This window comes from Helicobacter sp. MIT 05-5294 (genome assembly GCF_000765675.1).
GTDB lineage: Bacteria > Campylobacterota > Campylobacteria > Campylobacterales > Helicobacteraceae > Helicobacter_D.
In genome coordinates this window covers 14348-34759 of record NZ_JRPA02000018.1, presented here as the reverse complement: position 1 = coordinate 34759, position 20412 = coordinate 14348, and the positions used below count along the sequence as shown (strand labels likewise).

19 protein-coding genes and 3 tRNA genes are annotated in these 20412 nt (G+C 38.6%); 7 read left to right on the top strand and 15 right to left on the bottom strand.

Annotation, left to right across the window (positions count from 1 at the left end; genetic code table 11):
• Positions 1-220: 220 nt before the first annotated feature.
• The 4 genes from LS69_RS08360 to glmM all read right to left on the bottom strand — a co-directional run bounded on the left by LS69_RS08360 (position 221) and on the right by glmM (position 2568).
• The gene (locus LS69_RS08360) at positions 221-505 is read right to left on the bottom strand and encodes a hypothetical protein (protein WP_138124019.1); all 285 of its coding nucleotides are present in this window, start codon (positions 503-505) and stop codon (positions 221-223) included.
• A gap of 35 nt (positions 506-540) precedes the next feature.
• Positions 541-616: transfer RNA gene (locus LS69_RS08355), tRNA-Val, on the bottom strand.
• A gap of 102 nt (positions 617-718) precedes the next feature.
• Positions 719-1189, bottom strand: coding sequence for a signal peptidase II (gene lspA, locus LS69_RS08350; protein WP_138124025.1), 471 nt, complete (start codon positions 1187-1189; stop codon positions 719-721).
• Between the two features lie 41 nt (positions 1190-1230).
• On the bottom strand, positions 1231-2568 hold the full coding sequence (gene glmM / locus LS69_RS08345) for a phosphoglucosamine mutase (protein ID WP_138124017.1): 1338 nt from the start codon (positions 2566-2568) through the stop codon (positions 1231-1233).
• Positions 2569-2648: 80 nt separating this feature from the next.
• Here glmM and rpsT point away from each other — a divergent pair, with 80 nt between their 5' ends.
• The 5 genes from rpsT to LS69_RS08320 all read left to right on the top strand — a co-directional run bounded on the left by rpsT (position 2649) and on the right by LS69_RS08320 (position 6466).
• Complete coding sequence (rpsT, locus tag LS69_RS08340) at positions 2649-2924, top strand: 30S ribosomal protein S20 (RefSeq protein WP_138124015.1); 276 nt, start codon at positions 2649-2651, stop codon at positions 2922-2924.
• A gap of 64 nt (positions 2925-2988) precedes the next feature.
• On the top strand, positions 2989-4059 hold the full coding sequence (gene prfA / locus LS69_RS08335) for a peptide chain release factor 1 (RefSeq protein WP_138124014.1): 1071 nt from the start codon (positions 2989-2991) through the stop codon (positions 4057-4059).
• A gap of 167 nt (positions 4060-4226) precedes the next feature.
• Positions 4227-4317: transfer RNA gene (locus LS69_RS08330), tRNA-Ser, on the top strand.
• Positions 4318-4446: 129 nt separating this feature from the next.
• Complete coding sequence (locus LS69_RS08325; protein ID WP_138124012.1) at positions 4447-4647, top strand: hypothetical protein; 201 nt, start codon at positions 4447-4449, stop codon at positions 4645-4647.
• 343 nt (positions 4648-4990) lie between these two features.
• Positions 4991-6466 carry a DUF2972 domain-containing protein gene (locus LS69_RS08320; protein WP_194145472.1) on the top strand — a complete coding sequence of 492 codons (1476 nt, stop codon included), beginning with the start codon at positions 4991-4993 and terminating at the stop codon, positions 6464-6466.
• A gap of 25 nt (positions 6467-6491) precedes the next feature.
• On the opposite strand, the gene LS69_RS08315 is transcribed toward LS69_RS08320, so the two are convergent.
• From LS69_RS08315 to LS69_RS08290, 6 genes are all read right to left on the bottom strand, one after another.
• Positions 6492-6569: transfer RNA gene (locus tag LS69_RS08315), tRNA-Pro, on the bottom strand.
• Positions 6570-6726: 157 nt separating this feature from the next.
• Positions 6727-9309, bottom strand: coding sequence for an AAA family ATPase (locus LS69_RS08310; protein ID WP_138124008.1), 2583 nt, complete (start codon positions 9307-9309; stop codon positions 6727-6729).
• Positions 9310-9688: 379 nt separating this feature from the next.
• Positions 9689-11101 carry a Do family serine endopeptidase gene (locus LS69_RS08305; RefSeq protein ID WP_138124006.1) on the bottom strand — a complete coding sequence of 471 codons (1413 nt, stop codon included), beginning with the start codon at positions 11099-11101 and terminating at the stop codon, positions 9689-9691.
• A 97-nt stretch (positions 11102-11198) separates the two neighbouring features.
• Positions 11199-12368, bottom strand: a complete 1170-nt coding sequence (dxr, locus tag LS69_RS08300) for a 1-deoxy-D-xylulose-5-phosphate reductoisomerase (protein WP_138124004.1) — start codon at positions 12366-12368, stop codon at positions 11199-11201.
• On the bottom strand, positions 12365-13147 hold the full coding sequence (locus tag LS69_RS08295) for a phosphatidate cytidylyltransferase (RefSeq protein WP_138124002.1): 783 nt from the start codon (positions 13145-13147) through the stop codon (positions 12365-12367). The genes dxr and LS69_RS08295 overlap by 4 nt, the downstream gene beginning before the upstream one ends.
• Before the next feature lie 328 nt (positions 13148-13475).
• A complete protein-coding gene (locus tag LS69_RS08290) occupies positions 13476-13805 on the bottom strand; it encodes a rhodanese-like domain-containing protein (RefSeq protein WP_138124000.1) in 330 nt (109 codons plus the stop codon).
• A gap of 44 nt (positions 13806-13849) precedes the next feature.
• Here LS69_RS08290 and LS69_RS08285 point away from each other — a divergent pair, with 44 nt between their 5' ends.
• Positions 13850-14560: a uroporphyrinogen-III synthase gene (locus tag LS69_RS08285; RefSeq protein ID WP_138123998.1), complete on the top strand. Its 711-nt coding sequence runs from the start codon at positions 13850-13852 to the stop codon at positions 14558-14560.
• Between the two features lie 339 nt (positions 14561-14899).
• On the opposite strand, the gene LS69_RS08280 is transcribed toward LS69_RS08285, so the two are convergent.
• From LS69_RS08280 to LS69_RS08260, 5 genes are read right to left on the bottom strand one after another with little or no spacing between them, the layout of a single operon-like run.
• Entirely contained in the window at positions 14900-15520 is a 621-nt protein-coding gene (locus tag LS69_RS08280) for a metal-dependent hydrolase (protein ID WP_138123996.1), read from the bottom strand.
• 3 nt (positions 15521-15523) lie between these two features.
• Positions 15524-15979: an rRNA maturation RNase YbeY gene (gene ybeY / locus LS69_RS08275; RefSeq protein ID WP_138124023.1), complete on the bottom strand. Its 456-nt coding sequence runs from the start codon at positions 15977-15979 to the stop codon at positions 15524-15526.
• Complete coding sequence (locus tag LS69_RS08270; protein WP_138123994.1) at positions 15975-16733, bottom strand: exodeoxyribonuclease III; 759 nt, start codon at positions 16731-16733, stop codon at positions 15975-15977. Before LS69_RS08270 ends, ybeY begins: the two co-directional genes overlap by 5 nt.
• Positions 16730-17452 carry a small multi-drug export protein gene (locus tag LS69_RS08265; RefSeq protein WP_138123992.1) on the bottom strand — a complete coding sequence of 241 codons (723 nt, stop codon included), beginning with the start codon at positions 17450-17452 and terminating at the stop codon, positions 16730-16732. The genes LS69_RS08270 and LS69_RS08265 overlap by 4 nt, the downstream gene beginning before the upstream one ends.
• On the bottom strand, positions 17410-19953 hold the full coding sequence (locus LS69_RS08260; protein ID WP_138123990.1) for an AsmA-like C-terminal region-containing protein: 2544 nt from the start codon (positions 19951-19953) through the stop codon (positions 17410-17412). Before LS69_RS08260 ends, LS69_RS08265 begins: the two co-directional genes overlap by 43 nt.
• 171 nt (positions 19954-20124) lie before the next feature.
• Between LS69_RS08260 and LS69_RS08255 the strand changes: the two genes are divergently transcribed.
• Positions 20125-20334: a hypothetical protein gene (locus tag LS69_RS08255; protein ID WP_138123988.1), complete on the top strand. Its 210-nt coding sequence runs from the start codon at positions 20125-20127 to the stop codon at positions 20332-20334.
• Positions 20335-20412: the final 78 nt, after the last annotated feature.

The following is a 20412-nucleotide window of genomic DNA, read 5'->3' as shown; positions in this document are numbered from 1 at the left end:
TTAGCCTTTGACTTTGTCTCTCGTCATTGCGAGAATTGCAACGCAATTTGTGGCAATCTACAATACTGAATGAAAGGAGACTTTACAATGGAATCTTTAAGGCAAGATTCTAGGTGTGGATTTGCAAGTATGGGCAAACTGCTAACGCAGTGTGCACTACGCTATTCGCTTCGCTCATTCCTCGCAAAAACGCAATGCACAAAATCCAAACAGCAAAGACTTATGAATAGCCAACCAAGTAACGCCAATACCACAGATAATACCACCATTTACACAGCTTTGGTTTTGGTTTATTGGCTCGTTCATAATTTGCTAAGAATTTCCAAGTAAAATTCAGGCAACTACGCGAATAGCCATGTTTTGCGCCAAAGTCTAAAACTTCTTGCTTTTTGCGCTCAAATAAAGGATAATTTGGGCTTTGGCGATTGCGCACTAGGTTATGGTAAGATTGGTTGCGGTTGAGATTCCGCTTAATCGCGCGGTATTTTGCTGGTAAATAACACATTTATTTGCTATAACCTAGAAGTTAAAATGCAGTTATGGTGGCCACGACTGGACTTGAACCAGCGACCACTACCATGTCAAGGTAGTGCTCTACCAACTGAGCTACGCGACCAAAAATTTATTTTAGTTTATTCAAAGTTTGCTTAGAATGCTTGAATTTGAATCTTGCTTGAAATTAAATCCAATTTAAACCCAAAGCAAAAGCGCGATTCTATCACGACACACTTTTATCTTTTCTTAAAAAAGCGAGATAAAGAATCAAAACAACGCCCAAATCAATCATCACATCGGCGAAATTAAAAATAGCAAATTCAAATTTATAATGCCAAAAAATATAATCCACCACGCCATCGTGGATAAAGCGGTCTAAAATATTAGACAATCCCGCACCAAAGATGATTCCAATCGGGATAGAATACTCCGCAATCAGCTCTTGATGTTTCCATAAATACACAAAAATCCCCACAAGCAGCAAAATTTGCAAGATTTTCAGCCATTCCCCCAAAAACGCAAACATAGAAAACGCAACGCCTTTATTAAACACCAAAAGAAGCGAAATAACATCGGTATGATAAATCATATCTCCCGCCTCATAGCCTTGCAAAAGAAAGCACCATTTAATGCTTTGGTCTAGCGCAAAAACAATACAAAGTGCCACGACAGAGGCAATCCATTTCTTGCGCATTGTGGAATCCTTGCCTTGAAGATTCTTTGTTTTGGGATTCTTTAGCAAATTTTTCCTTTGAAATACGCCTCGCATTCGTTCATTGTTTTTTCTAGTTTTTTGATTTCTTTGCCTTCAAGTAGAATCCGTAGTTTGTTTTCTGTGCCGCTATATCGGATTAAATGCCGAATGTTTTGCGATTCTATTGTTTTTAAGAGTGCATTGTAATTTTCTAAAGATTCTAGCGCGGGTTTGGAATTTACATTGAGATTCCTTAAAAGTTGCGGGTAGAGTTTGAAGCAATCTAGGGCTTTGGAAGCGGGTTTTTTGGATTTTAAAATATAAGCAATCGTTTGCAATGCGCTCACCAAGCCATCGCCTGTTTTGGCAAAATCGCTAAAAATAATATGTCCGCTTTGCTCCCCGCCGAAATTTAAATCTTGAGCCAACATAGATTCCAACACATATTTATCGCCAACATTAGAGCGAATCAGCGCGATTCCGTGTTCTTTGAGAAACTCCTCTAAAGCATAATTGCTCATAATCGTTGCCACTGCAGTATTGTTTTTAAGGGTTTTGTCTTCTTTGGCGGCAAGGGCTAAAGTCCCGATGAGTTTGTCGCCATGCACAACTTCGCCTTTTTCATCTACAACGACAAGTCTATCCGCGTCCCCATCAAGTGCGAATCCAATATCCGCGCGCACTTTGCGCACTTCTTCTTGTAGCATTAAAGGCTGTGTAGCCCCGCAATTTTCGTTAATGTTGAATCCATTAGGTTCGTCGTTGATAACGAAAACTTCCGCGCCAAGTTCGCTAAAAATCGTAGGGGCAACTTTATATGCCGCTCCATTAGCGCAGTCTAGCACAACGCGGATTCCGTGCAAGGATAAATCTTTAGGAAAAGAATTTTTGATATGCACAATGTAACGCCCTACCACATCGTCAATGCGTTTGCTTGAGCCTACTTCTTTTCCGCGTTTTTGGGCATTTTCTAAGCCTGCGACATCATTATAGATTTTTTCGATTCTCTCTTCGTCTTTTTCGTCAATCTTATAACCGCTACGCCCAAAGAATTTAATCCCATTATCCATAAAAGGATTATGACTTGCACTCACCATAATCCCGCCATCACAACGCATATCCTCCGTGAGATAGGCAATCGCAGGTGTTGGCATTGGACCGATTTGTATAACTTCATATCCGACAGCTGTTAGCCCACTGACAAGGGCGTTTTCAAGCATATATCCACTGCGTCTAGTATCTTTTCCAACTAAGATTCTATTGGTTTTAGAATGTTCGCGATAGTAAATTCCCGCTGCGATTCCAAGCTTTAGTGCGCAAAATGCGTCTAATTTCACACCCGCTTCGCCTCGCACTCCATCAGTCCCAAAAAGTTTCATTACTCTACCTTTTATTTGCTTTTAATAAAAAATCAGCTAAAATTATAGCTTAAAAATTTTATAAAAGGATTAACACCGCTATGGCAAATCATAAATCTGCAGAAAAACGCATTCGTCAAACCAAAGTGCGCACAGAACGCAATCGTTACTATAAAACGAGAATCAAAAATATGACAAGAGCCTTGAGCGAAGCAATCGAAGCGAAAGATATTAGCAAAGCCCAAGAAGTCTTTAAGCAAATCAACCAAAACTTCCACAGCTATGTTAGTAAAGGAATCTTGACAAAAAACACTGCCGCAAGAAAAGTTAGTCGCTTGAATGCTTTGGTAAAAAAACTTGCTTTGGCAAACGCTTAATTTGCGTTTGCGATTCCTCTAATCAATCGTTAGACTTATTTTTTATATTTAAAGAATCACAAATATGTTAGCTTCTAAACTTCAGCCTTTTATTGACCATTACGATGAGATTACTAGACTTCTCGCAGACCCAGAGACTTTGCAAGATATTAAGCGCATTACAGAGCTTAGCAAAGAGCAAAGCGACTTGGAAGAGTTGGTGCAAAAATCGCGTCAATATCTGCAAAATATTCAAAGCATTGAAGAAAATAAATCTTTGCTAGATGATAAAGAATTGGGCGATTTGGCAAAAGAAGAGATTAAAGAAGCGGAATCCCAAAATCAGATTTTAGAATCAGAAATTAAGGTTTTGTTGCTTCCAAAAGATCCCAATGATGATAAAAATATTTACTTGGAATTGCGCGCAGGCACAGGAGGCGATGAAGCGGGGATTTTTGTCGGTGATTTGTTCCGCACCTATGTGCGTTATGCTGAATTAAAATCTTGGAAAGTAGAAATCATTAGTTCTAGCGAAAATAATGTCGGAGGCTATAAGGAAGTGATTGCGCTCATTAAGGGCAAGGGCGCGTATTCTAGGCTGAAATACGAAGGTGGCACACATCGTGTGCAGCGTGTGCCAGAGACAGAATCGCAGGGGCGCATTCATACTTCTGCCATCACCGTGGCGATTATGCCAGAAGTTGATGATGTGGAAGTTACGATTAACCCCAATGATTTAAAGATTGAAGTATTTCGCGCAGGTGGGCATGGAGGACAATGCGTTAATACGACAGATTCTGCCGTGAGAATTACGCATATTCCCACAGGCATTAGTGTTTCTATGCAAGATGAGAAATCCCAGCACAAAAACAAAGACAAAGCTTTGAAGATTCTAAAAGCACGAATCTATGAAGCAGAGCTAGAAGCGCAAATGGAGCAGAATGCGCAAGAAAGAAAATCGCAAGTTGGAAGTGGGGACCGCAGTGAGCGGATTCGCACTTATAATTATCCGCAAAACCGCTTAAGCGACCATCGCGTAGGGCTTACCTTGTATAGCTTAGAAGAGATTATGCTAAGTGGCAATTTGGATTTAGTGATTGACCCAATCGTGGCTTATTTTCAAGCAGAGTCCTTGCAAAATAGTGGAATCGCATAAAGAATTTTATAGAATCTCTCGCTGTTGGAGCTTCTTTGGCGATTTTGCAAATCCATAATCTTAAATTATACCAAAAATCCATTTATCGCTTTGAACACTTTAAAACAAGTTTTATTTAAGGTTTATTTTACTTAAAAAAGATATAATTACGATTCTTTGATTCAAAAGGACAGATGGGTGAGTTGGCTGAAACCACATCCCTGCTAAGGATGCGTAGTCGCAAGATTACCGAGAGTTCGAATCTCTCTCTGTCCGCCACTTTGTTACAGACTTCTCAAAATTTTTAGATTTTTTGTCTGTGGTGCTTGTTACCAATACTCACTAATCAAACTTTTAATCCAATATTCTTTAAGCTTTTTGTATTTCACTTCATTATTTGCTATAATAATGATAGCCTTTGACAAAGCAAGACAAAAGAATCCTAAAACCCATACAAATATTAATACCAACACCAATATAATTACAACTACTAATACAAATATTCATACCAATATTCCTGCAAATACTAATATTCAACTCAATACAAAAGCAAACATCAATGCACAAGTTTCCTTAAATTCTGCGGGGGGGGGGGGATTTATCCTCTAAAAGCCTAGATTCTATTTCTAAACCCTTTCAATCTTTAAACTCCCCAAATTCCTCTAAACACTTAAAAGAATCTCAATCTTCCCACAATCCCAACCATATCTCTTTGTCTTCTTTAAATGCTTTTTGTGCTTCTTTTTGTTCGTTTTCTTTCTCCCCCCTTTCTTTTTGTGTTTTACTTCTCACTCTTTATCAAATCAAGCAAAAACATAAATCCAATACAAGATTCTATTACCAGCTTATTGAACTCTTCCCAGAATTTAAAAAACCTCCTATTTCCTCTTATCCTCCCTTACTCAATCCTAAATGGTTTATAGAGAATGAAGAAACAAAGAGAGATTCTGTTGTGGAATCAAAAGTAACTAACACTATGGATTTGTTACAAAGCAGTGTGTGCCACGAAGCTAAAGCCTCTCATAATGAAACAATGGCAACCAACATATCATTGCGAGGAAGTGAAGTGGATAAAGCAATCCCTAATGCAGAATCCTTAAAAGATTCTACGACTTCTTTATTGTTTAATAACAATACACAAACACAAAGAGACTCTAAAAAAGATAAAGAACAATTAATACATCATTGCAAGGACTATAAAAACGAAACAATCCACAACACACAATCCCACTTTAGAGATTCCGCTCCTATTCTAAGCTATCAAGATATTCCAGCTGAACTTGCTTGGGAGATGAATCTGCCTTTGCCGAGGAGGTATAATAATCTTGCGATTCTATTTGGAGGAAGTGGGCATGCGGCACTTCTAAATTTTTTGAGACGCTTGAATGCGTGTATGCTATATATTAACATAAATAATGGGCTTGATTGCAAATCACTTTATGGCAAATTAATCACAAACAAAATAGAACTTTTGTGTTATACAGAATGGACATTTAGTAGTTATAATAACGAAAAAATCCTTTCTTTAATGGATTCAAAAGTCCCCTGCATCATGTTAGTAAGAGACCCTATTGCAAGAATGAAACACGAAGTTAATCACGGAAGACCAAAGCCAAGCAATCAAGTGATTTATAAATTAACGGAGTTGGATTTGGCAGTAGATAGAATTTATTATTACAAAGATAAGGCAAACAATATCGATCAAACACCACAAATACAAATATTAGATTTTGATATATATGGCAAAATTAATATTTTTCAATATTCTCAAATCCTCTCAAAGATTCCAAATCTTGATAATATTCGCTACCTTGATATGCAAGAGATTGTCGGGAGGCGCACTTTTGATACAATGGTAAGACTTTCTAAAGAGTTTGGATTGCCAACTCCAAAAGAAGAAGATAGAGGATTTTTTGAATCAAAGATTAACGATCAATACAGATATTTGCTTCCCATTACTTTTAAAATTGATGATATTCTTATTTTAGTGCAACAAACATTGTCTGCGCCAAAGGACAAGATAGATATAACTTCTGCATTGGAGCTTGATTTGTGTGGTTTAAAGATAGGATTTTTTATTGTGACGAGTTTAGAATCCAAACTTCTAGCAAAAGAGGATTTAGAATCTACCAAATCAAAACTCCAGCAATACATCATTGCACTTAAAGAAAAAACGCAGAGTGTAGAATCCAACAAAGTAACCGAACAACAAATCCTAGAATATCTAAAAGAACACAAAGAGGCAAGAAATATCTATAAAAAATACTTTGATGAGGGATTTGTCTATATCAAACAAATGCGCCCAGACATCATAGAATCGTGGAAATACTATCAAGAGTTTGAGAAAATGTGTGAGGAGATGGATAGTGAGAATAAGAAAAGAATCTACGCTATCAAATCTTATCAAAACAAACTAAACACTGGATAATTTATTGAACGACAGAATCCAAAAATGGTCGGAGTAGCGGGATTTGAACCCACGACCTCACCCACCCCAAGGGTGTGCGCTAGCCAGGCTGCGCTATACTCCGTAAGCAACTTGAATAATTCAAGGAAGCAAATCAGTATGGTAGCTAAAAATTATTAAAATAAAATGAAAAAGATTCAAGATTCCACCGCTAAATTAAAAATTAGCCTGTGGAATCCAAACAACTTCACAGATTCTAATTCGCCTGTGGAATCGTAAAATTACTTTGCAGATTCTATGCGCGTTTGGATAGAATCCCCTTGCGCGTAGAAAATCACCTTGTCTCCCTCTTTGACTTTGCTCTCCAAAATCAAATCTGCCAAGCGGTCTTCTACTTCCTCATAAAGTGCGCGTTTAAGCGGTCTAGCACCAAAGGTTGGGTCAAAGCCAACTTTAGCAATGAGTTCCTTAGCACTTGGTTCAAGCACGATTCCAATTTCGCGTTCTTGTAGTTTTTTCTCTATGCTTTTTAATAAAATATCCACAATATGCGTGATTTGCTCTAATCCTAAAGGATTAAAAATCACAATATCGTCTAAACGATTCAAAAACTCCGGTTTAAAGTAGTTTTTAAGCGCGTCTTTGACTGCACTTTCGCGTTCTTTCTCGTCTTTTAGCTCCATAATCGCATTACTCGCAATATTGCTCGTCAAAATAATAATCGTATTTCTAAAATCAATCGTAACACCCTTATTATCCGTCAAACGCCCATCATCAAGCACTTGTAAAAGCATATTAAAGACATCAGGATGCGCCTTTTCTATCTCGTCAAAAAGCACGACACTATAGGGTTTGCGACGCACAGCTTCTGTGAGTTGCCCCCCTTCTTCATAGCCAACATATCCCGGAGGTGCGCCGACTAAACGACTTGCCGCGTGTTTTTCCATATATTCACTCATATCAATCCTAATCAGATTCTTTTGAGTATCAAACAAGAATCTCGCAAGAGTTTTGGCGGATTCTGTCTTGCCAACTCCTGTAGGTCCCAAGAATAAAAAGCTTCCAATAGGGCGATTTAATTCGCTTAAACCCGCCTTGTTGCGCTTGATTGCCCTTGCGATTGCATGGAGTGCTTTTTCTTGCCCTATCACATCTTTTTTGAGTTCTTCTTCAATGCCCAAGATTCTGTCTTTCTCGTCTTGTAGCATTTTTTTGATTGGAATCTGCGTCCATCGGCTAACCACAGAAGCGATAGATTCGGGCAACACCGCGTTTTTAAGCAGAGTTCCGGCTTCTTGCATTTTTTCCCATTTTTGATTTTGGGATTCCAATTCTTTTTCTAATTCTGGAATCTTACCATAGTCAATTTCAGCGGCTTTATTGAAGTCGCTATTGCGTTTTGCAAGTTCGCTTTCTGTTCTTAGGGAATCAATTTTGACTTTGATATTTGCGATGTCGTTAAAAACCTGTTTTTCGCTTTCAAACTGCGCTTCTAAGCCTTTTTTCTTTTCGTTTTTGTTTTCAATTTCTCTGATGATTTCTTCAATGCGCAGATTATTCTTATCATTTTTTTCCATGACAAGAGCTTCTTTCTCCACTTGTAGGGATTCTATTTCGCGCTTGATTTTGGCTAATTCGCTAGGTTCGGATTCTATTTGCATTTTTAATTCTGCTGCGGCTTCGTCAATCAAATCAATTGCTTTATCGGGCAAAAAGCGGTCTGTAATGTAGCGATTGGAGAGTTTTGCCGCCGCTACAAGTGCGCCATCAGTGATTGTAACATTATGGTGCGCTTCTAATCTTTCTTTGATTCCGCGCAAGATTTGCAATGCCTCATTGACATTTGGCTCGTTTAGCATTACGGGTTGGAATCGTCTTTGTAAAGCGGCGTCTTTTTCAAAATATTTGCGATATTCTTTGAGTGTAGTTGCGCCAATGGTATGCAATTCACCTCTTGCAAGGGCGGGTTTTAGGATATTTGCTGCGTCCATACTACCCTCACTCGCTCCTGCCCCAACAATCGTATGAATCTCATCAATGAAGAGGAGAATGTTACCGCTTTTTTTGACTTCTTCAATGACTTTTTTAAGGCGGTCTTCAAACTCTCCGCGATATTTAGCACCTGCAATGAGCGCACTCATATCAAGGGCGATGACGCGCTTGTTTTGCAGAGAGAGTGGCACTTCTTTTTTGAAGATTCTTTGTGCAAGTCCCTCTACAACAGCGGTTTTACCGACGCCGGGTTCTCCAAGTAAAATCGGATTGTTTTTGGTTTTACGGATTAGAATTTGCATCATATGCGTGATTTCTTCATCTCTGCCAATCACAGGGTCTAGTTTGCCATCGGCGGCTTTTTTGGTCAAATCCACGCCAAATTTTTCTAAACTCTCTAGGTTTTCATCGCCGCTTTGAGAGTCTATTTTTGCACCTGCTCGCATAGCTTCAAAAGTCTTTTTGAGTTCATTTAAATCTAAATATTTGCTAAAAAGTTGTTTGATAGAATCGTTTTGTAGATTGGCTATGATAAAGGTATCTAGTGCAATATAAGAATCCCCATTGCTCGTAGCTAAGCCATTGGCGAGATTGAAAGCCTCGTTAAGATTGCGTGAGATTTTTAAATTTTCTTTGGAGACTTGGCTGCTTTTGGGCAAATTCCCCGCAAGGCTTTTTGCTTCTAATTCAAGCGCACCTTTATCGCAGTTTAGGCGATTAAGGGCTTGGTTGAGAAGCGAGTTTGTATTGGTTAGCATTGCCCAAAAAAGATGGACAGGTTCAATTTCTTGATTTTTGTTGTGGAGTGCGAGAGAAGCTCCTTGCTCTAAAGTTTCTTGTAAAGTATTGGTTAATTTTTCTAAAATATTCATAAAAACTCCTTTTGGATTTTGGTTTAAATTGACTAGAATTATATAACTTTAGTCTAATATTGTCAAGTTTCATAATGATAAATTACTAAGATTTTTTAAACTATTTTGCTAAGATTTTATATCTGCAATCTGATTTTCTGCGCAAAGATTTTGCTTATTGTAAAAAATGAGTATGAATAACAACATAGAATCCAGAAGGATTCCGCTACTGCGTCCTTGTGAGTGAGTGAAACGAACGCAGCAATCCAATTTAACTACTGCGTTATTGCGAGGATGAAGCAACGAAGTAATCTATAGCTTTAAACAAAAGAGGATTCTACAATGACACGAGATTCAATATTATAGATTGCCACGATTCTACTAATGCAAAATCCCAAGATTATCTTGCTACAATGCTTAGGATTCTGCCATTGCGGTTAATTAACATACGCTTAGTTTGTCCTTTGTAGCGGCTCATCGCGTCATTGAAACTTTTAAGGTCGCTGATACTAAAGCTTTCAATCTGAATAATAATATCACCGCGACTAAAGCCTAGCTCTTCTGCCTTGCTATTGGCTTGAACATTTGTAACCAAAACCCCTTGAATATTATTTGGGATTCCGTATTTTGATTTATTTTCTGCATTGAGCGCACCAATTTCAAGCCCTGCGATTCCGCTGTTTTCTTTAATGCTTCCTTGTTGTTCGTTGGGTGCTTTTGCAAGGGTGAGGTGGAGGGTTTGCTCTTTTTTGTCCCTAAGAATGTTTAAAGTTACCTTTTCTTTTGGATTAAAAGTGCCGATGATGTTTTTCAAATCCGCCGCGCCTTTGATTTCTTTGTTATTGACTTTGACAATCAAATCCCAAACTTTCAAGCCACTTTTCTCTGCGGGTGAATCCTTTTCTATCGCAATCACAACCGCGCCTTTTTGGTTTTTATAAACCTCTTGCAAATCTCCGCTGACATCTTGAATGCTAATCCCTAAATATCCGCGTTCAATCACGCCATCTTCTATTAAGGATTTAGAGATTTTTTTGACCATTTCAGAGGGAATCGCAAATCCGATTCCGTGATTTCCGCCGGTGCGAGAAAGGATTGCGGTGTTGATTCCAATCAAACCACCCCGACTATCCACGAGCGCACCCCCGCTATTTCCGGGATTAATAGAAGCGTCTGTTTGGATAAAGTTCTCATAGTCATTAATCCCGATTCCATTTTTATTGAGTGCAGAAATAATGCCTTGTGTGATGCTTTCGCCCACGCCAAAAGGATTTCCAATAGCAAACACGACATCGCCCACTTGCAAATCATTGCTTGAAGCAAACTTCAAAAAGGGTAGGTTGTTTGCTTGGATTTTGATGATTGCCAAATCACTTTTGGAATCCTTGCCGATTACTTTTGCTTCGTATTCTTTGTTGCTTTCTGGCAAAGATACAAGGATTTTATCTGCCCCATCAATCACATGATTATTGGTTACGATATAGCCATCATTAGAGATAATCACACCACTCCCAAGACTTCGCTCTACGCGGTCTTTTGGAATCATTGCGCCAAAGGCATCACCGAAAAACTGCTTGAAAAAAGGATCGTTAAGCAATGGGTGTGCTTGGAGATTGGGTGCTTTAACCTTTTTTTGTGTGGAGATATTCACCACGGCATTTTTGGCTTCTTTGATAGAATTATAATAGGAATAAATTTTAGTTTGTGAAGTGTTGGGAGTTTCTCTCTCTGTGATATTGGGTAACTCTGCGACTTCAAAGGCAAAAACATTGCCTGCAAGTAACGCGCTTAAAAGTAAAGTTTTAGCTTTCATAGTTGCTCCTTAAAATTTTATGTGTATTATTTCAAAAAAATGTAAATCAATAAATAATGAGAGATTAAATCAACTAAGAAAAGATGGAATGACAAGCTTAATGAAGTGCGAGTTTTCCCCTCGCGTAATTTCTTATTTCTTCATCTAAGGCAAGGATTTCTTCTAGGGTGTTAAAATGGATTTTGTTAAAAGTTTGCATAGAATCTTGCACGATTTTATGGATTGCCCCAAAAGGAATGGAATCTTGCAAAAACGCATTTACTGCAATTTCATTAGCGGCGTTAAGTGCTAAGCCTAGTTTTGGGTTTTCTAAAAGAATGTTTTTGAGATTCCACAAAGGATAACGCGCGGTTTCAATGTTCTGGAGATGGTAGTTTGAAGTTTGGAAGTTTAGAGGCTCAATAATTGGATTTGGAGTTGTTTGGTGTGCGTTTGTGAATTGGTGTAAAAAAGATTCAGGCAATCCCAATCCAAGACAAAGAGCATACGCAATAGGTAGCTGCATATTAGCATTGGCGAAATGTGCAACCACACTTCCGTCCCAAAACTCTACAAGCGCGTGAATGTGGGAGTTTTTTTCAATGAGCGCGTCAATGTTTTTGCTGCCAAAGAGCCAATAGGCTTCTAGGATTTCAAACAGCTTATTTACCATTGTAGCGGAATCAATCGTGATTTTTTTGCCCATTTGCCAATTTGGGTGTTTGAGGGCGTTAGCTGCGTTTTGGTGTGGAATCTCTTGGAGTTCCATATCGCGAAATGCGCCACCACTTGCAGTAATATAGAGATTTTTAAAAGGACGCAAAAGGTTTTTGGAGCTAGAAAGATTAGAGAATCCCAACAAATAGCTTAGACTAAAATGCTCACTATCAATAGGAATGATTTTAGAAATATCAATGAGTTCTCCCCCTGCAACAAGGCTTTCTTTGTTTGCTAATGCAACGACTTTGCCACAAGAGATTGCACAAAGCGTGGGTTCTAATCCTAAAAACCCACTAAGTGCGTTTAATACGAGCGGAGAGTTGGAATCCCTGATTGCTTTGAGGATTCCGTCTTTGCCAATGTAAATTTCCCCTTGAAATTCTGAAGTGATTTTGGGAATATCGCATTCTTTTGCGATAAGGATTGCTTTGGGATTGTGTTCTGAAATCTGCGCATTTAAAAGCGTGATATTGCTTCCTGCGCCAAGCATTTCTACTTCTATGTGGAATCGCTTGGCGATTTTTAGCGTATTGACGCCAATAGAACCAGTAGAACCTAGCAGAATCATAGTTTCACAATCCGTAAGAGCGTATAAAGGACAATTACAGCGAAGAAATAGCCATCTAAGCGGTCAAGGATTCCACCATGCCCGGGTAGAATCGCACCACTATCTTTCACTCCGGCTTGTCGCTTGAGATAGCTTTCATAAAGGTCGCCAAACACGCTAGTAAAGCTGACAATGAGCGTTAGGACTAAAGAAGTGAAGAATCCGCACACGCCAAGTCCTACGAGTGAGCCAACTAAGGTTGCGATTCCAATGCCTACTAAAACTCCTTCTTTGGTTTTGTTGGGCGAAGTAGGGCAAAAGGCACTATTGGCAAAGAGTTTGTTTCCTAAGATTCTACCTCCAAAATACGCAAAACTATCGGTAAGTCCCACGATGACGATGAGCCAAATAATGGCATTAATGGAATCCTCTAAATAAAGCAGATAAAGAAAAATAAAGGGAATCGTGGGATAAATAAAGGGAAGCATTTGTTTGATTTCGCCCTTTTTGGTATAGCTTTGGAATGCTCCTAGAATCACCAATATCACGAAAACTCCAACAGGGGATTCCAAGATATAAAGGCTTAACCATATCAAAAGCGCAAAGGCTAGAAAAGTAGAGCTTGGAGTGGTTTGGTTGTAAAGTTTGTAAGATTCATAAAAGCCAATCATAAAAGCCACTCCAAGAACTGCCCACATAAGCAAGGGGTGATGGAATACGATGATTAGGAGGATTGCCACTAGCATAAAAATCGCTGTCCAAAGACGCGCAGGTTCGATGAGTTTTGAGTTTTTGAGCATAAAAATCCCTAGAGTTTCTTAAATATTATTCATTAAAGTTTTGATTATAGCTTAAAAACCTTTAAAATATCCCTTGATGATTTTTTGGTGATTAACTTTTGTTGTGTCTTTGTAAGGCGCAATCAAAGCAATTTGAAACAGAGAAATTTTGCTTTTAAAGATTTTATGTGTTGTTTTTGAGGTTTAAGGTATGGATTGCTTTACTTTGTTTGTAATGACGCAGTAGCAAACTTTCTGTCATTGCGAGGCGACGCTGAAGCAATCCACAATCCTAATCAGCCCACGATTCCATTATCTTGTCATTGCGCAAAGCATTGCAATAAAGCAATCATAACCCCTCGCCCTCTAGTGGGATTCCGTATTTTGCGAGGTTGAAATAATTATCATCGGCATAATAAATATTTTGGAATCCCATTTCTACAAGTTGTGTCCCAAAATCCGCCGCAGTCGCTCCACTATGGCAATAAAGCAGAATCTTTTTATCTGGATTTTCTTGCGCAATAAATGCAATGCGTTTTAAAGATTCTACATTAATGGAATCCTTGATGTGGCTAATGAGAAAATACCCCCTAGAGCGCAAATCAATCACGATAAACTCGCCTAAATTTAGGTTTGCTAAATTCACTAGCTTAGCAAGGCTTTGATTTTTGACATACATTTGGGACGCCTTTGATTTTATAAATTTTTCGTTACAATAAACAGATGAAAACGATTTATTATATCACAAAAACCAACGAAATTTTGTGTCAAGATGAGCAAGAATCCCTTGAGATTCTGCCACTTTTGGAGATTAAAACACTTTTTTGTAGTGAAATTTGGGATAAACTAAAGGTTTGCGATTCTTTGATTTTTACTTCGGCAAATGCAGTTTTGGCATTGAGAGAAAATTTAGAATCTTTGCCTTATACAAAAGAAGCAATGCAAAGATGGCGGAATCTGCCTAATTTCACTTTGGGGGCAGGGTGTAACAAAGCTTTGGAGGATTTGGGTTTGCGGGTATTTATGAGCGCAAGTCGTGCGTATGGCGATGTGTTTGCTAAGGAGCTAGTCGCCCATTTGCAGGGCAAAAAGCCCTTATTTGTCCGTGCGCGGAAAATCGCGTCCAAACTCCCACAAATCCTGCGGGATTCTGCGATTTCATTACAAGAAGCGGTGCTTTATGAGAGTGTGCAAATCAAACTTGCCAAATCGCAAAAAAAGCCATTAAAGCGAGATTGTGTTGTGTTTTTTAGCGCACCCTCACACATTGAAGCGTTTTTGCTAAACTTCGCTTGGGATTCTAGTTATACTGCGCTGTGCATTGGCGCAACCACGCAAAAACGCGCTTTGGAGCTTTTGGGTGAAAAGGCTAAGATTCTAATTTCTCCGATTTTGAGCAAACAAGGTGCGTTAGAGTTCGCTAAAACGCTTTAATCGTGCATTGGAGCAGAATCCTTAGTTTTGGATTCCACCACTCCGTCATTGCAAGACTTCGTAGAAGTCGTGGCATGTAATTTGTAAAACAAATTTCACCCGTTTTAGCGCAAATCTATAATGTTGAATTTAAGGAGATTCTACTACTGCGTTATTGCGAGAAGTCGTTAGGCTTCGTGGCAATCTATAAGATTGGGTTTCAAGAAAAATAATACAATGGAATCTTTAAGGGCGAGATTTAAGATTATGGATTACTTTGTCACTCCGCTTCTTGTAATAATGCAAAGGCGGAATCTTTAATATAGAATCGCAAATTTGTGCCGATATTATGGCATAATCTTAAGGAAAATATCCTTTAAGATTTGTGCTAAAGCCTAAAAGCTCCAAGTTCAAATATCCAAAAACCGCTAGGCTTAATGCGGTGATAAGTTTATCTGGGATTCCACCGGTTCTAAAGCGCATAAAAGGCGGCGTGATATGGTAATTTTGCGCTTTAAAGGGCAATAGCAAAGGCACACCGCTTAAAGTCATCATATCCCCGATAAGATGAAAAACGCAACCCAACAACAAACCGATTCCAAAAAATTCAAGGTTTTGCGCCCCTAGCACACTGCCAAAGGCTTTAGAAAACTCTACAATTAATGGAATCTGATTCCAAAACTTCTCTCCTAAAAGGCTTAAGAGTGGTAGTAGGATTCCAAGCAAGACAATAAAGCTCAAACTATGTGTGAAGCCACGATGCCCAAAAATGGATTTGATGAGGTTGGAGATTCCTAGTGTTTTCTTGCCAAGTAGTGAGTTTGGCTCGTCAATATCGGGCAAAAGCGAACCCAGTGCGACTGCGCCATAAAAGATTCCTAACTCCGCGCCGCTTAAAGCAGTATTTGTGAGTGCGGTAAAGCCTGTGATTCCACACGCGCTTAATCCAAGCCCAAAACTCACATGCGTTTTGCCTAGCATTTGCTATCCTTCAAGTGGTGTTTGTGTGCGGACAATGAGGCTTTGGGGGAGATGAAATTGTCGGACTAATTCCTCTTCCTTCGCTCTTTGTTCGCCCTCATCTATCTCGTGGTCAAAACCAACCAAATGCAAGATTCCGTGGATAAAAAGCAAGGCAATCTCATCTTCTAGGCTATGATGAAGATTCGCACTTACGCTTTGTGCGTATTCTACAGAGATGATGACACTGCCTAAAAATGGGCTAAATTTTGTTTCTAGCGGGAAAGAAAGCACATCAGTTGGAGTTTGGATTCCGCGAAATTCTGCATTAAAATGCGCAATTTTTGCGTTATCTACAAGCAATAATTCACAGGATTTTTGTGGAATCCCCAAATCTTCCAAAATCTTTTGCAAAATAGAATCTAAAAGTGCCAAAAAATCGGCATTTGGCACAAAATTGCTTTGGTTGTCTAAATCAATGTGCTTCAATTTCTAACCCCACAGGACAATGGTCGCTTCCTAAAATTTCAGGATAAATTTTAGCTCCAATGAGTTTGGAATCTAACGCTTGGGAGCATAAAAAATAATCAATCCGCCAACCCGTGTTGTTTGCTCTTGCTTTGCCCATATAACTCCACCAACTATACGCTCCCTCCAAATCGGGATAAAAATAGCGGAAAGTATCGGTGAATCCTGCTTCTAGCAATGCGCTAAATTTCGCGCGTTCTTCATCGGTAAAACCCGCATTTCTTCTATTGCTTTTTGGATTCTTCAAATCAATTTCTTTGTGTGCGACATTTAAATCCCCGCAAACAATTACGGGTTTGGTTTTTTCTAAAGACTTCAAGAATCCCAAAAAATCCTCTTCCCATTTCATTCGGTAATCCAGCCTCTCTAACTCACGCTTGGAATTTGGCGTATAGACATTGACGAGATAAAAATCATTATATTGTGCAGTGATAATGCGTCCCTCTTTGTCATGGTGGGCGATGCCCATATCATAATCTACGCTAAGCGGTTTTTGTTTGCTAAAAATCACGACGCCAGAATAGCCCTTTTTCTCTGCGCTATTCCAATATTCATAGTAGTTTTCAAATATAAAATCACTCTGTTCTTGTTGCATTTTGGATTCTTGAATGCAAAAAATATCTGCATTCACCGCATTAAAAAAATCCATAAAGCCCTTATTCATACAAGCGCGTAAGCCATTGACATTCCAAGAAATTAACTTCATTGTTTCCCTTTTTGTTTAAATTTTGCAAAAAATGCTCCAAAGATTGCTAAACTCACAAAGATTCCAAGCAGAACCCACATAGAGTTTTGCCCAAAATATTTAAGTTCAGAATCCAAACGAGCCAATAAATACGCCCAACACACAATTGCGAGATTCGTCCCGCTTAAAACCACAAAGAGATTTAGCCAAACTTGTAAGCGCATAAAATATCCGATGGCTGCGCCTACAATAGGACCTGTGAGCCAAAAGGGCAACCATACGAATAAAAATAAGCCGAGGATTCCATAGCGTTTGAGTAGTTTTTCGTATTTTTGCGCAATTGCGTTGATAGAATTGAAAAAATTTTCGGTTTTTTGAAAAGTGCGGATTCCTTGCACACTCCATACAAACAAAGGATAAAGAATCACAACCATTGTGTTTTCAATGTAGATATTCAAAATCGTAGCCCAAAGCGCGTTGAATCCTAATGCCAAAGCTAGAGAGATTCCAGCGGCTCTCCCAAAAACAAGGGAGCTTAAACCAACGCTTAAGAGTTTATCGCCCAAGCCATTTTGGAGAAACAAACAAATCAAAATTGCAATCCCAAAAATCGCCAATAATGCGATTCCACAGAGGAAGAGTTTAGCCTCTATGCTGTGGGATTGTTTGCGAATGAAATTAAAGGTGGAATCTCTCATTATTTTGGGTGTTTGACGCTTCCATGATAGAAAGGTTTGCATTGCTCACTTTCACCAATAACGGGTTTTGCCACGCTTTGCGCTCCTTTTTTGATTTGCCCAAAAAGTGAAGTGGCGAGATTGACCGCTGTGGAAATTGTTGTTTGCGTGATTTCAATCTTTGGATTCTCCAATGTGCCTTTGATATTTTGGGAATATTTCGCACAATCTTTATCATCTAACAAACCAATCGTGAAATTTTGAAACGCATTGTTGTTGAGATTGATTGCACCCACAGCGGCTATTCTTGTTTTACCTGTGGCAAAGGCAACATCTTGCGCAGTTGCGATTCCATTTTTGAGATTAAATTTCGCTTCTAATTCCTTGATAAGGCTTTTGGATTCTACTATTGCATTGAATCCTAGCATACTTACATTTGTTCCTTTGGTTGCGGCAATGCCTAGAGGACCGGCAAGGACAAATGCGCCGACATCTAGTAGGCTAATGTTGGTGGATTTTTCAAAGTTACTTGCAAGTCCATCAATATCCACGCTATAAATTTCCAAATTCTTACTATTGACTTCCGCGATTCCATTGAGGTTTTTTAGGATTGTTTTCGCGTCATTTCCTTTAATGGTCAAATCCGCATTTGCATTGAGGATTCCGCCTTTGACTAATTTGCCATTGCCGGTGAAATCTGCAATCTTTTTCACATTTAAGTCCGTGCCTTTTAGAGTGAGCTTTTCGTTTTCAAGGCGAATGTCTAAGTCCCCAAAATCTTTGTTTTGTAGGTTAAAACTTGGGATTTCTTTAGCCAATCCTGCGCTTCCCTTTAAGGAGAGTGCGCCTTTTAACCCTAAAGAGAGCGGATTGATATTGGCAATTTCTGGCGTATTGAAGCTGAAATTCGCGCTATAAGCATTATCTTTTAGATTGATTTTAGCATCACTAATTTCTAGGTTCAAATCTTTGCCATTGGCTTGAATCTGTGCGCTTCCATTGCCATTTTTAAGGCTTCCGCTACCCTTTAATGCTAAGGCAATATCTTGTTTGAAATCCATTCCACTTAAGGAATTGAGCGTTGCTTTGGTAAGGGTGATTTGGTCGGAATTAACTTCAAAATCACCATCAAAGTTAGAATCCTTAAAGTTTTTGAGATTTGCTTTTGCATTGAGCTGCCCTGTTACGCCATAATCAAACAATTTAGCGAGTTTTTGCAGATTGAGATTGTTAATATCTAATTCTATATTGGTGGGTGCGTAATCGTTTAAAACAGCATTGGCTGCGAGTTTAGAATCAAACAAATCGCTTTGGATTTGCGCTTTGAGCTTCTTAGAATCCCCGCTGATTTGCGCGTTAAGTTGGTTGTTGTTGGCAAGTTGCATTCCTTGATATTTGAAGTCTGCAATCGTGCCGCTAAGCTTTGCATTTAAATCATAGTTGAGATTCTCTAAATCAATCTTATCTACTTTGGCATTTAAACTAAGGATTCCACTTGCGTCATAGGGAGCGGAATTTGTGTATTTAGCGACGAGATTTAGGATTTCTTGTAGATTCAAATCTTGCGCACTAAGCGTTAAATCCTTTGGCGTATAATTGGGTAGGCTAATATGCGCTAAAATAGGCTGGGTGATGAGGTTGAGTGCGAGGGTTGCCTCTTGGTTTGTGATTTTGCTAGATTTGAGGTTGATATTTGCCATTATAGGGGATTTAAGCATGATTCCACTCATACCGATTTTTTCAAGCTTGATTTGGATTTCCCCATTAGTTGCGTAATCCTTCAAACTTGCTTGTAAATTATCAGATTTGAGATTTAAATAGCTTGAAGTTGCAAGTAAGGTTGTGATGATAGAATCTTTTTGCGCTTGTCCATTAATTGCGAGTTTAATAGGATCATTTGGCAATGCGATTCCATAAGTTTTGTTAAGAAATGAAACATTAGGAGAAAGCGCACTAGAAGCGATTTGGAATCCCCCGCTTGGTGCGCTAAGGTTGGAAATATCCATATCTGCGTTTAATAAAAGCTTACCGCTTGCGTATTTGGGTTGATTTAAAAAGGCAAGGAGAGATTCTACATCAATACCATTGGGGCTTGTTAGGAAAAGGCGTTTGGGGCTGTAATTATCCAATGTAATATCCGCGTGGATTGTGCTTTTAAAGGCAGTAATATCCGCTTTGAAATCTAAACTGCTAGATTGTTTGATAATTTCTCCATTTAAGCCGATTCCGCCATTAAGTTTGATTCCGATGAGTTGTTCATAAGGACTTAAATCATTGATGACTGCGTGGATTTTTGCATTGGTGTTAAGAGTAAATAAAGAATAATCTCCATTAAGCGCAATTTGGGATTTTTGCTTATCTGTGATGCTAAAAGCATAGGAGTTGAATCCAAGCTTAAAATGGGTAAATTCTAAGCCAATAGGGGCTTGTTCGTTGGCAATTTGTGTGATTTTGTTTTTCAAAAATTCATTTCCGCTACTTGAGAAGAGCCACGCCAAAACTCCGCCGATGATAATCGATAATGCAACAATAAGGATTCCTAAAACCTTTAAAAGCTTTTTCATGGATTTTCCTTTCCTAAAAAAATAATTTTATTGATTTTATTTTAGCAAAAATAAATTAATAAAAGGGAAATAAATAAAGATTTTATATCTCATAAAATCATAAAGAATGACGATATATAATTTAACATTCTTTAATTTCAATGGAATGAAAAAAACGACAAGGAGTCTGTAATGGTATCAGGAATTGATAGTAGCGCAGTATTAGCAAGTGGAAATTTGAATGTCTTAAAAAAAGCAATGGAAAGCGAAGAAGCTTTAATGGGTTCAATCATTAATGGTATGCAAGGAGCGCAAAGCAATCTGCAAACACAAACCCAAAGCGCAACACCAGCTCCACAGCCAACAAATGCAAGTGCAAACACACTAGATATTATGGCATAAATTAAAGCACTTTTTAGTGCTTTAAGCATTTTTATGTCCTCCAAATTCTTTTATTTACTCGTTTGGAATCCTTAAAGA